Origin of the sequence: Paraburkholderia bannensis, from assembly GCF_014200455.1 — a bacterium.
Taxonomy (GTDB): Bacteria; Pseudomonadota; Gammaproteobacteria; order Burkholderiales; family Burkholderiaceae; genus Paraburkholderia; species Paraburkholderia bannensis_A.
The window spans coordinates 252,205-264,781 of sequence record NZ_JACHBW010000005.1; the positions used below are offsets into that span (position 1 = coordinate 252,205).

The following is a 12,577-nucleotide window of genomic DNA, read 5'->3' on the forward strand; positions in this document are numbered from 1 at the left end:
CAACCCAGCCGCCCCACGACGCCCAGGCGCGCGCGCGCCAAGACGGTGCTGGCGCCGTGGACGCATCGTACGGCGAACGCCTGCTCGCGATCGATGGCGTCAGCCTCGAATACCGCAATCGCGAGCGCATCGTGCGCGCGACCCATGAGGTCAGCTTCGACGTCTATGGCGCCGACCGCTTCGTTTTGCTGGGGCCTTCGGGCTGCGGCAAATCCACCTTGCTCAAGGCGATTGCGGGCTTTATCGAACCCGTGGCGGGCACCATCGCGCTCGATGGCAAGACCGTGCGCGGCCCTGGTCCCGACCGCGTGGTGGTGTTCCAGGAATTCGACCAGTTGCCGCCCTGGAAGACGGTGCTGGAAAACATCGCGTTTCCTCTGCGCGTCGCCCGCAAGCTCTCGCGCGCCGAAGCGAAGGCGCGCGCCTTGCACTATCTCGACAAGGTCGGCCTTGCCGCATTCGCCGATGCCTACCCTCATACGCTGTCGGGCGGCATGAAACAGCGCGTGGCGATTGCGCGCGCGCTCGCCATGCAGCCGCGCGTGCTGCTGATGGACGAACCGTTCGCGGCGCTCGATGCGCTGACGCGCCGCAAGATGCAGGAGGAACTGCTGCGCCTGTGGGAAGGCGAGCGCTTCACGCTGCTGTTCGTCACGCATTCGATCGAGGAAGCCCTGGTGGTGGGCAATCGCATCCTGCTGCTCTCGCCGCATCCTGGGCGCGTGCGCGCGGAACTCAACAGCCACGCGTGGTCGCACGCGAGCACCGACGACGACGCTTTCCGCGCCAGTGTCGCCCGCATCCATCACCTGTTGTTCGAAACCGGCACGGACGTGGAGGCACGCGCATGAGCACGCCTTCGACTACGCGCGATCGCAGCTTGCCGCCGTTGCCGCCGCTGCCCCCTGTGCGCGCCGAGTACGAGCGCCCGCTGCAAGCTGTGCCGCCCGGCGGGGATTCCGTGCCGCTGCCGCTCGCGCGCCGTCTTGCCGACGCAAGCTGGCTGCGCCGCACGCTGATCGCGCTGATCCTGATCGGGGCATGGGAAATCACGGCCCGCATCGTCAATAACGATCTGCTGGTGCCTACCTTCGGCGCGACGTTCGAAGCGTTCGTGCAGGGCATCCTCAGTGGCGAACTGATCGAGAAGACCGCGATATCGCTTTCGGTGCTATTGCGCGGCTATGCGATCGGTGTGGTGCTCGCATTCACACTCACGGCGTTGGCGGTTTCGACCCGTTTCGGGCGCGATCTGCTTTCGATGCTGACCGCGATGTTCAACCCGTTGCCATCGATCGCCTTGCTGCCTATCGCTTTGCTGTGGTTTGGTCTGGGCACTGGCAGCCTGCTGTTTGTACTGGTGCATGCGGTGCTCTGGCCGCTCGCGCTGAACGTGTACACCGGCTTTCTCGGCGTGCCGGCTACGCTCAGGATGGCGGGGCGCAACTACGGGCTGACCGGCTTGCGCCATGTCGGCCTCATTCTGGTGCCTGCGGCGCTGCCGTCGATTATCGCCGGCCTGCGCGTGGGTTGGGCTTTCGCGTGGCGCACGCTGATTGCGGCGGAACTCGTCTTTGGCGCCAGCGCAGGGCAGGGCGGCCTTGGCTGGTACATTTTCCAGAACCGTAACGAGCTTTATACGGATCGTGTTTTTGCCGGACTCGCCGCGGTCATCATCATTGGGCTGCTGGTCGAGCATCTGGTGTTCGACACGCTGGAGCGCCTGACCGTACGGCGCTGGGGCGTGCAGCAGTAAAGCGGATGATCCCCGCGCGCGGGGCACGCCGTTGCCCCGCCGCTTTGCCTCCGCTTTGTTCCTCTTTAGCTGTTCGCGAAAAAGCGGTTGGCGGGCCGCTGCAAACCCAGATGCTCGCGCAGTGTGGTGCCGGCATATTCGCGCCGGAAAATGCCGCGGCGCTGCAATTCCGGCACCACCTTGCCGACGAACTCTTCCAGACCTGCAGGCAGCCACGGAAACATCACATTGAAGCCGTCGCTGCCTTCTTCCACCAGCCACTGCTCCATCTGGTCCGCGATATCGTGCGCGGTGCCCACCATCTCCAGGCCCGAATAGCCGCCTACCCGCTGCGCCAGTTCGCGAATCGTCAACTTCTCCTCACGCGCCCAATCCACGACGCGCTGACGCGCACTGCGGCTCGCATTGGATTCGGGTATCTCCGGCAAGGGACCGTCGGGATCGAAGCCCGATACGTCATGGCCCAGCGCGATCGACAACGATGCGATGCCGCTGTCGTAGTGCACCAAGGTATCGAGCCGCGCGCGTTGCTCGGCGGCGGCTTCGCGCGTCTCGCCCACCACCACGAAAACGCCCGGCAGGATCTTCAGATCGTCGCGCGAGCGGCCGAAGCGCCCGAGCCTGCCCTTGAGATCGGCGTAGAAGCGCTTACCCGCAGCGAGTGTGGGCTGGGCGGTGAAGACCGCATCGGCGGTCTGCGCGGCCACCTGCATGCCGGCCTCGGACGAACCGGCCTGGACGACCACCGGCCAGCCTTGCACGGGACGCGCGATGTTCAGTGGTCCACGTACCGAAAAATAATCGCCTCGATGATCGAGCACGTGCAGCTTCGCCGGATCGAAGTACAGGCCAGAATCGACGTCGCGCACGAATGCATCGTCGGCCCAACTGTCCCATAGGCCTGTGACGACCGCATGGAATTCGAGGGCGCGCCGATAGCGCTCGTCGTGATCCATATGCGTGTCCCGGCCGAAATTGCGTGCGGCCTCCGGATTGGACGTGGTGACCAGATTCCAGCCCGCGCGCCCGTTGCTGAGATGGTCGAGCGAGGCGAAGCGGCGCGCGATGTGCCACGGCTCGTCGAACGTCGTGGAGGCGGTTGCGACGAGACCGATCCGTTCCGTGACGGCGGCGAGCGCGGAGAGCAGCGTGAAGGGCTCGAACGAGGTCGCCGTATGACTGCGCTTGAGCGCATCGATCGGCATGTTGAGCACGGCGAGATGATCCGCCATGAAAAAGGCGTCGAAGCAGGCCTTTTCGAGCAGTTGAACGCTGTGCTTCAGATGCGCGAAGTTGAAATTCGCGTCGGGCCATGCGCCCGGAAAACGCCATGCTCCTGTATGCAGGCTGACCGGGCGCATGAAGGCGCCAAGGTGAAGTTGCCGATTGCGGGTCATCTCGTTGCCTCTGCGGATCGTGCCGGGTTTGTGCCCGGTTTGTGTCGATTCTTGCGCACAACCCAATGATGATCGCGCCGCGCGCGCGCCACGGTCAACGATTGGCTTGGAAGCATTTCTGCTTCGCAATCCACGCGTTAAGGAATAGCGCCCGCCGCAATGCCTATTCGAACGTAATGAATTGTGCCGACGACCACACCTTGCTGTCGTCGCGCTGCCGCCCGAAGAAATACACCGGCCGGTAGCCGAACGGCGCATTTTTCGCCTCGATTTCAAGACTGCCTTCGAGATCGACCGGCAAGGGCTTGTCCGTCAGCCGCTCGACAGCGACGAACAGTTCCGTGCCACCCAGCGCATGGGTAGCGCTGCCTTGCGCGAGCAGATCCGCGCCGCGAATCTCGAAACGGAACGTGGGCGCATGGGCGAACGGATTGCCCGCCAGTGGATCGCCCACCTTCACGAAACCGTCGATGGTGCCCTCGATCACAATCGTCGCCGCCGCCAGATTGCTCACGTCGATGTCGATGCTGTCGGCGTCGCCATAGGTGTCGCTGCTGAACTCGATATCGGTGGCGCCGGTGCGCCACGCCGATTCCTCGGCGTGCTCGAAGCCGTGCGAGCCGAAGTTGTGAATCGTGCCGTTGAGAATGCGGATCCGGCCGCGCCACGCCGCCCAGCGATAGCGGTCGCGAATACGCGCGCCGCCCCAACGCACGCGGATCAGTCGGTCGGCAAAGCCCAATTCCTCATGCAGATTGCGCTCCCAGATCAGACCGCTGTGGTCGTAGGCCGCGACGTATTCCCAGCCCGCATTGCCAAGCAAACGGTAATCGAGCGTGGCCGGTCCGCTGTGCGTGAAGGCATCGCCTTGCCGATGCGTGCCGCTGCGCACAAGCAGGGCGCTGTGCTCGCCGGTGGTGGCCCACGTATGGCGCGCGCGCAGCGCCTGCGCCACGCTGCGGCGGTCTAGCGAATCGGCCAGCACGCCGGTCAAGCCGCCATGCACGCCGAAAACCTGCACGCCCGGCGCGCCGCCGCCAGGGCGACCGCGATGCTCGTCACCGCTCGCCGCTACGCCAAGCCGATAACCGCGAGCAATCACGTCCTGATAGAGCCAGCCGAAGTGGCCCCACGTCGAGGCGATTTCAACCAGCCGTTCAAGCTCAGGATGATGCCAGTCCGGAATGTAGCGGCGGCCCCCCACGTGCGGCATGACTAGGTGATGTTCGGCGTCGTCCGCATAGGCGTCCCACAATTCTTCGACGGGCCAGCGGCCGAGCTCGACGGCATGGCCCTTCATGTCCTCGTTCCACACCAGCGTGCGGTTGTGTTCGCCGCGTGCGTTGTAGGGGAAGCCGGGCCGCTCGTCGCCCAGAAACACCACGTTGTGATCGCCGCCCGCGGTCGAACTGCCGCACCATTCCTGCACGGGGTAGACGACGAAACGCCCCGGCTGGTTGAACTGCTCGACGGCTTCGACGCCGAGTTGCCAGTTCGCATCGGTGATCTGAAAGTCGTTGGCGGTATAGCCGAGGATATCGATGCCGCCGATGTCACGCGCGTATTGCGCGTTATACGCCGGGCTGTTGGTGCCCACCGTGTCGTGGGCGTGTACGTGCAGGTCGGCGTAGAGCGCGCGCCGCGCGGGCAAGGCGGCGTCGACGGTAAGCCAGGCTTGCGCGGCGCGGATGCCGCCATGCGCGGGCACATCGGCGATAACCTTCAGGCTGCCGCGATCGGTCGGCAGATCGTCGAGCGCGAGCGTCGCGAAACCTTGTGCCGGAACCGCAAAGTCGCGCCGATATACCGCCTCGCCGCTTTCATCATGCGCGATCACGCGCGCCAGCAAGGGCGGTGTACGCGTGTCTGCGCCCAGATCGCGGCACGCGTTGCCCCAGCGATCCTGCAGCACGAGCCGGAACGGCGCGCGCTCGCCGGGCCGCACGAAGCGCGGACCGTTGAGCAGCACATCGGTGGGCGCGCCCGCCTGAATGTCGATCGAGATATCGCCCGGCACGGCCACGAAGCGCGAGGTGCCCAGCGGATCGACATAGAGGCGAAAGCGGAAATTGTCTTCGGCAAAGGTCTGGACGCGGGTGCCCGGGCCTTGCCGACGGTCGCCCAGACGGATCACGATATGGTCGCCCGCATTCAGATAACCATCGACGACATCGACGATCACGGCCTTCTGATAGGGCCGCTCGTGGCCCTTCTGGTCGAAGCGTACATTGAGCGCCTGCACCGTCGCCGGGCTCTGACCCGCGACGAGCGGCGCAGCGTGATACTCCGCGCTGATGTAGTTCGCGGCGCGCGGGTCGCTGGTCTGGAACAGCGCCCAGTCGGAGTAGAACTTGAACGTCGCCTTGAGCCATCCACCATCGGCGATACCCGACGACCCCACTTCGTAGTCGAGCACGACCTCGGCCCAGTCGCCCGCTTCGAGGCGCGAGACGTTGCAGCGCACGCTGCCCGCGAAGGGCCGCTGTTTGAGTTGTTCATAGAGGCCCGCAGGGGCGACATGTGCGCCCAGGCGTTCGCGCAGGGCGCGCGCGCGGGCATGCAGATCGGGTTGATTCGCTTCGCTCATGATGGATCGAGATATTCGGGAATACGGGAATAAGGGAGACAGGGAAAGCAGCGCGCGCTCAATGCGCGAACGGCCACGCTGCGCTTGCGTCCCAAACGGGCACGCCCATGAACGCGTACCACGGCGCGATCACGCAAAGCCCGTAGAAAATCGCGATCAACACGGACACCACGCCGACCTTCGCGTAATCGGCGGTCGTGAATGCGCCGCTGCTATAGGCGATCACGCCGGCCGTGATCTGCGTTGGCAGCAGATAGGCGAAGCTGTCGGTATCGCTGATCAGCATGGTGAAGGCCACCGGATGCAGGCCCAGACGCGTCGCGAGGGCGAGTGCGATCGGCGCGATCATGGTCACGGCCGCCACATTCGACAGCATGCCGATACGGATGAGGTGGGTGCCGAGCATCACGATGCCGATGGCGAGCCACCAGCCGTGGCCATGTGCGACGAAATAGATATGATCCGCCGCCCACTGCGCGAGTCCCGACGAACTGATCGCCGAAGACAACGAGAGCGCGCCCGCCAGAAGGAACAGCGTGCCCCAGATCGTGCGCTGCTCGACCTCGGCCCAGCCGAAGCGCAGCAGGCCCGGCGCGAACAGCACCGCCAGCGCGATCAGCGCCACGATTTCCGACGACAGATGATGGAGCGGCTCCGTCGCCCAGAGAATCGCCACGGCGGCGAACAGCGCGAGCACCGTCCAGTCGTTGCCCGAGGCCGGCGGCAGCGCGCGGCGCATCGACGTGATGGCGGCGCGGCCACCGGGAATCTGCACGGCGCGCGAGCGGAAATAGTATTGAACCCAGCACTGCGTGATCGCGAACATGCCCAGATACGGCCACTGCAGCTTGAACCACGTGAAGTACGAAATGCGGATGCCAAGCTGCTTTTCGAGCAGGCCGGACACCACCATGTTCGGCAGATGCGCAGTGAGAATGCACATGCCGCTGATCATCGCGCCATAGACCAGCGACTGGATCACGATGGCCTTTTTCGCGGCCTGCTCGCGCGATGAAGCGCCGAACAGCTTGACGATGCCGTTGGTCACCGGCAACAAGGCAGCGGAGCGTGCATTCGCGGCGGGCACGACCATCGCCATCAGGAAGTTGACTGCGAACATGGCCCAGATCACGCCATTGGCGGTGCGCACCTTGAGACGGTCGAGCAGCGCCAGCGCAATGCGGCGATCCAGCCCGCTCGCCTGCATGATCGCCGAGAACAGGAACGCGGCGAGACACAGAAACACCACCGGCGCGGCGAAACCGCTGGCGGCCTTGGGAAAATTCGGGCTGGCGTGCGAGAGCACCAGCAGCATCGGCAGCAGAATGCCGCTCACGCCGACGGGAATCGCCTCGGTCACCCAGACGATCGCCACCCACGCAACGACGGCGAGGGTGGCGTGGCCGGCGGCGTTCAAACCGGCTGGCGTCGGTAGCAGCCACGCAACCGCGAAGAAAGCGATCCACGCGGCCACGAAGCCAAGACGCGCACGCAGCAAGGCACCGCTGCCGCGCGGGCCGGCGTGCCGGTCGGCTTGCATCAGGCCCGCGTGCAAGGGGCGCTCAAGTGGCGGGGCATCGAGGGTTTTATCTGTCACTGTTATGCTTCCGGGCGGTCTTGCTGGGGTGGGCGACGCGAGCCGAGGGGCGGCTCGGGGTCGTTCTGGGTGGCATAATACGTATTAATACAAGTTGAGCCATCCAATTGCTTTTCATATCGATATCGCGAAATGCGCAGAGGGCGCAGAGGGCGCGGTGCCGGTGCAACGAGGAACATTGATGACGTTGGTGCGAGACGACGTGACGTCGCTCTATGAGCAGATTGCGACGACGCTGGAGCAGGAAATCGGGCAAGGGGTTTATGCACCGAGCGGCAAGCTGCCATCGGAAGCCGAACTGAGCGAACGCTTTGGCGTGAGCCGGGTGACGGTGCGCCTTGCGGTGGGCAAGCTCGTCGACGCGCGGGTGGTCGAGCGCAAGCAGGGCAAGGGCACGTTCGCGAAGCCATCACGCCTGCAGCATCGGCTCGATGTGCTGCGCGGCTTCTACGATTCGCTGGCCGCGCAAGGCGCGCGGGCGAGCATGCAACTGCTCAGTATGGAAATGTGCGCGGTGCCGCCGGGGTTGCGCGAGGTTTTTCCCGCTGAGGTCACGCGCTGTGTCTATGTCGAGCGCCTGCATCGCGTCGATGACGTGCCGGTGGCGTTGGCGCAGACCTGCATGCTGCCGGAAGCCAGCGTGATTTCACGCGAAGAGGCACAGACCTTGCCGTCTTACGAGATGCTGGAGAAACTCGACGGCTGGCACATCGTCGACGCGGATATGTCGATCACGGCGGTGGCCGCGTCGCGCGAGATCGCGAAGTATCTCGATGTGGCCACGCATGCGCCATTGCTGGTGCTCAGGCGTACCTCGCGGCTCGCGGACGGCCGCGTGTGTGAATCCACGGTCTTTCACATCCGTCCGGAGCGTTTCGATCTGGTTACGCGCAGTGGGTTGGAGGCGCGGGTGGTGGGCTAGCAGAAAGCGAAATTCCTGAGCGCGGAAGGGCCTTGCAGGCGTACGAGTCAATCGCGAATATCACACAGGGCGCAACGCGAACGCCGAGGCTGTGCTTGCCAATGTGGTGGCCTATGGAAGGGCGCTCGAAGCCTTGCGGGTCCCTGTCGATCTGCGCGCCGCGGCGGACGCGGTGGCGCACGCGTACGAACAAAGCCCGTCCGACGGTGGGGAAGGTCTGCCATCGTGAGTCGCGGCCGTGCCGCACATCGTCATGACGAACTGATGTCAGCAGTGATTTGCTAACGCAAAAGCCTTCGTTGGCGGCGCGCGTCGCGCGCACTAGCATGCAAGCGTGGCGGACGATTGTGTCCGCGATTGTCTTTACGGAGACATGCATGCGATACAAGGGATACGAAGTGGAGCCGTCGGCCTATGCGTTGCCGAGCGGACTTTACGCGGCGAATCTGACCATCGAAACGGCTTTGCCTGCTGCCGGGTCGTCGTTTTCGTTCGAAGCGCTCGACTACTTCTTCGAGGCCGATCATGCGATTGCGTATGCGGCTCGCTGGGCGCGACTGTGGATCGATCAGCGCGCAAGGCCCGCGCAATGAGCCGCAGACGAGCATCTCCGATGCCGTCCGCAGTGATTGCCCGCTGATCGCCGGAATGCGGGCTGGAAATCAGAACAGGTGATGAATGCCGGACAGCACGACGATCTGCCGCTTCCCGGACGACGCACCGATGCCCAGCGTATCCGCGACCGCGCCGCCGCCTGCGGTTTCGTACATCAGATCCGCGTAGAGTTGCGTCGTTTTGGAGAGCGAATAGACATTCGCAAGGGTGGCCTGGGTCCAGCGCTTGCCGTCCAGCCAGGCCGACCACGCGCCCACGGCCACTTCCTCGGCGGGGGTTACGCGCAGGTTCAGGCCGCCATCCACACTGCGGAAGTGGTCTGCGCCACCGGCTGAGGCAATGCGCACATCGGTGCCCAGCAGGTGCACCGTCAGCTTGCCGAATTGATACGAACCGCCCACGCCTGCGTCGCGTACTCGCGATGCGAGAAAGGTCGCCCCGGCGGGCAGCGTCCGCTCCTGGAACGATGTGAGGCCGAGGGCCGTGGCCAGCGGCAGCAGCCGGTCGTTGTACTCGGACCAGACGCCCACGAGCTTGAGCGGCCCGCGCGTATAGTTGGCCCCGAAACTGAGGGTGCGTCCCGAGGTATTGCTGGCCGCCGCGCCCGGGAAACCATAGAGCGCGCCCAGCGTCAGGCCGTAAAACGGCGCGCTTTTCCACTTCACCACATTCGATAGCTGCACGGGCAAGGTGCTGCCCAGTCCGTCGAGGTTGCCGGGATGGAACGCGGAAAAATCGCCGAGAACTTGCCCGGTTGAAACGGAGCCGAGCCAGTCGAAATTCCAGTCCGTCTGCCGGCCCAGCGTCACGGTGCCCGCAGCCGGGTCGGACAGACCGACATACGCTTGCCGATTGAAGAACGACGTGCTGCTGGCGGACGCGCCCGTGGTGGTGACGAAGCCGCTTTCGAGCCGGAAAAGGGCGCTGCGTCCCGCACCCAGATCTTCGACGCCGATCAGGCCGAACCGATCGGCCTGCAGCGTGCCCTGTTCCGCGATGAAAGCGCTCGAACCATGCAGGTTGCTGACATAGCCAACGCCGGCATCGAGACTGCCGTACAGCGTGACGCTGCTTTGCGCACGGGCTGCGGACGAAGCCGTGCCGCAAGCGACCCCCAAAGCGCACGCCGGTAACAGCGCACGCGCGAATAGGCTGGTTTTCATAAATATAGAGGAATACGTAATAAACAAAGGAAAAAAACGGCTAATGCGGTGCTGCGGCCTGCCCGGCCCTCTGGCGGCTCGCCACGAACACCGCATTCACGAGGATCGCGGCGAGCGTGCCGGCGGCCATGCCGTTGCCCAGCACCACCTGAAGCGGAACCGGAAAGGCGCGATACAGATTGGGTACGAGGATCGGCAGCAGGCCCACCAGCAGCGCCGTCGCCAGCGTGTACTGGTTGCCGCGCGCAGCGAAATCGACGCCCGCCAGCAACCGGATGCCCATCACGCCGATCATCGAAAAAACGATCAGGGCGGTGCCGCCCACCACGGGCGCGGGAATCGCACTGGCGATGCGCGCCAGGGGTACGAACAGCGCGATCAGCAGCAGGAGCACACCGGCGGCGGCGGTGACATGGCGCGAACGCACGCCGGTTGTCTGTACGACGCCGATGTTTTCCGCGCTCGTAATGATGAGCGAGGTGCCGAAGCAGGCGCCCAGCAGGGAGGTCAGGGCATCGGCGCGGATCGTGCGCGACACGTCGCGGCGAAAGTCGATCGGCTTGCCGCACGCTTCAGAGACCGCCACAGTCTGCGCCGCCGCTTCGGCCATCGAAACAACACTGAAGACCAGCAAGGGAACCGTGGCCACCCAGTCGAAGCGCGGCATGCCAAAGGGCATCCAGTGCGGATAAGTCAGCAGCATGAGCGGCGGCCCGGCGAACAGGCCGTCGATATGCATCGCGCCCGTGGCGAAGGCGAACAGCGCCCCCGCCACCAGACCGGCAAAGACGGCCAGTCGCCCAGCCGTGCCGCGAAACACGCGTGCCACGATCAGCGTGGCCCCAATCGTTACCAGTGCGATCGTCAGTGATCGCGGGCTGGCGAAATCGGCGCTGCCGGGCTGGCCGACGACGATGCCCGCATAGATCTTGATGAGGTTGATGGACACCAATAGCAGCATCACGCCCACCACGATGCGCGGGAAAAACCGCAGCGCACGCGTGAAAAAGGGCAAAGCAAGCCAGTAGAACAGGCTGGTGATCATGGCCGCGCCCGTGGCCGCGGGCAGCCCGGCCTGGCTTGCCGCGGCGGCGAACAGGAACACCGGTGCGCCGCCCGGCACCATCACGAACGGCAGCCGCGCGCCCACCGGCCCCACGCCGATCGACTGGATCAGCGTGCCCACCCCGCACACGAAAAACGTCGAGCCGATCAGTTGCACGGTCAGAGCCGAGTCGAGGCCAAGCAACTTCGCCAGCAGGAAGACGGCGGTGATGGGCGAGGCCGCCATCGACAGCACGTGCTGGAGGCCGAACAGAACGAGTTTCCAGAAGGGCGGGCGGGCATCGACCGCGTGCGGGGATGCTGCGGCAGTGCCTGGGAGGCTGGCTTCGGCCATGACGTTCATCCCCTTCAGACTTTGAGCCACGGCAACTGCTCGCGGCTGTAGCGGAAGGTCTGAAACACGCTGTTGAGCTGGCCCGGTCCGGTGCGGCGCGCGTCCTCGTCGGGATATTCGGCGAACCACGGAATGATGTATTCCCACACCACTTCGCCGGCGGGCGTGACCTCGAACAGACGGCCCGAGGCGGACTCCGTGATGTGGGTGTTGCCGTTCGGCAGGCGCTGGGCGTTGCCCATGAAGGGCGTGTAGAAGAGATTGACGACATCGTCGGTATAGGACCAGACGACCTGGCCGCTCGACGGCTCGATTTCGACCACGCGCGAGAACGCCACGTGCGCGCCGTCCCGGAAGTTGCCGTTGTCGAAGGCGAGGATATGGCCGTTGGCGAGCGGCGTCGGCGCATGCTGGTGCGAGAGCACGTCCGGGCCGATATGCAGCGTGACGGCGCCGCTGTCGCGCTCGACGCCAATGATGCCCGAGGTGGTGCGCAGACTCATCAGCACGCGGCCCTGCGCGTCGATCCCCAGACCGTTGACGAGCGGCCAGTGGTAGCGACCGAAGCCCGGGGCGATCGGAAAGTCCTCCGGCGCGAGATGCTCGCGCGCATGCCAGCTCCAGACGATCTCGCCGCGACGATTCACTTCACGGATCACGTCGGCATACATCGGCTCATTTTCCGTGTGAGACGTCCCGCCCGGCACGCGTCGCGCGAAGTCGTCGGACACGCGCTCGCACGCGGCATAGAGCAGGTTGCCGTTGGGCAGCCACAGCGCGTCGTGATGATGGTCGGGGTCTTCATGGCGCCAGACGATCTCGCCCTCGGGCGTGGCTTCGTAGAAGTCGCCGCCGTGCCACATCGACCAGGGCGCGTAGCGCGCATCCGTTTGCGGATGATTGCCGTTATATCCAAGATTGCCATTGCTCAGGATCACGGCATGACGGCCCGGCCTGACCGGCATCTTCCATTGATGCGCGACGCGCCCTTCGATATCGACGAGATAGACGTTGCCCGCAGCGGTTTGAGGTGCAATGAGCGTAAAGCCGCCCGCGCTGCGAAGAGGATCGTGTGCGATGAGACCCACGCCACGCCGGCGCTGGGTAATCTGATCGACAGTGGTCGCCATGAGATGCTCCG

Annotated in this window: 10 protein-coding genes; 4 read left to right on the forward strand and 6 right to left on the reverse strand. The window is 65.0% G+C overall.

Features of this window, described 5'->3' with window-relative positions:
* Positions 1–56: 56 nt before the first annotated feature.
* Together F4827_RS10920 and F4827_RS10925 are read left to right on the forward strand one after the other, a co-directional pair.
* The gene (locus F4827_RS10920; protein WP_311673055.1) at positions 57–851 is read left to right on the forward strand and encodes an ABC transporter ATP-binding protein; all 795 of its coding nucleotides are present in this window, start codon (positions 57–59) and stop codon (positions 849–851) included.
* A complete protein-coding gene (locus F4827_RS10925; protein WP_183723836.1) occupies positions 848–1,756 on the forward strand; it encodes an ABC transporter permease in 909 nt (302 codons plus the stop codon). The genes F4827_RS10920 and F4827_RS10925 overlap by 4 nt, the downstream gene beginning before the upstream one ends.
* 65 nt (positions 1,757–1,821) lie before the next feature.
* Here F4827_RS10925 and F4827_RS10930 read toward each other — a convergent pair whose 3' ends face one another.
* The 3 genes from F4827_RS10930 to F4827_RS10940 form a co-directional block, all read right to left on the reverse strand.
* Entirely contained in the window at positions 1,822–3,153 is a 1,332-nt protein-coding gene (locus F4827_RS10930; protein WP_183723835.1) for an LLM class flavin-dependent oxidoreductase, read from the reverse strand.
* A gap of 163 nt (positions 3,154–3,316) precedes the next feature.
* A complete protein-coding gene (locus tag F4827_RS10935) occupies positions 3,317–5,740 on the reverse strand; it encodes a hypothetical protein (protein ID WP_183723834.1) in 2,424 nt (807 codons plus the stop codon).
* A gap of 58 nt (positions 5,741–5,798) precedes the next feature.
* Positions 5,799–7,337 (reverse strand): DASS family sodium-coupled anion symporter, encoded by a 1,539-nt coding sequence (locus F4827_RS10940; protein ID WP_311673053.1) that lies wholly within the window; start codon positions 7,335–7,337, stop codon positions 5,799–5,801.
* Positions 7,338–7,518: 181 nt separating this feature from the next.
* On the opposite strand from F4827_RS10940, the gene F4827_RS10945 reads away from it, so the two are divergent.
* Positions 7,519–8,259: a GntR family transcriptional regulator gene (locus F4827_RS10945; protein ID WP_183723833.1), complete on the forward strand. Its 741-nt coding sequence runs from the start codon at positions 7,519–7,521 to the stop codon at positions 8,257–8,259.
* A 377-nt stretch (positions 8,260–8,636) separates the two neighbouring features.
* Positions 8,637–8,852: a hypothetical protein gene (locus F4827_RS10950; protein ID WP_183723832.1), complete on the forward strand. Its 216-nt coding sequence runs from the start codon at positions 8,637–8,639 to the stop codon at positions 8,850–8,852.
* A gap of 69 nt (positions 8,853–8,921) precedes the next feature.
* Here the strand turns inward: F4827_RS10950 and F4827_RS10955 are convergent, their stop codons facing one another.
* The 3 genes from F4827_RS10955 to F4827_RS10965 form a co-directional block, all read right to left on the reverse strand.
* On the reverse strand, positions 8,922–9,992 hold the full coding sequence (locus F4827_RS10955; protein ID WP_260175092.1) for a porin: 1,071 nt from the start codon (positions 9,990–9,992) through the stop codon (positions 8,922–8,924).
* A gap of 85 nt (positions 9,993–10,077) precedes the next feature.
* Entirely contained in the window at positions 10,078–11,436 is a 1,359-nt protein-coding gene (locus tag F4827_RS10960; RefSeq protein WP_183724032.1) for a uracil-xanthine permease family protein, read from the reverse strand.
* A gap of 14 nt (positions 11,437–11,450) precedes the next feature.
* On the reverse strand, positions 11,451–12,566 hold the full coding sequence (locus F4827_RS10965) for an aryl-sulfate sulfotransferase (protein ID WP_183723830.1): 1,116 nt from the start codon (positions 12,564–12,566) through the stop codon (positions 11,451–11,453).
* Positions 12,567–12,577: the final 11 nt, after the last annotated feature.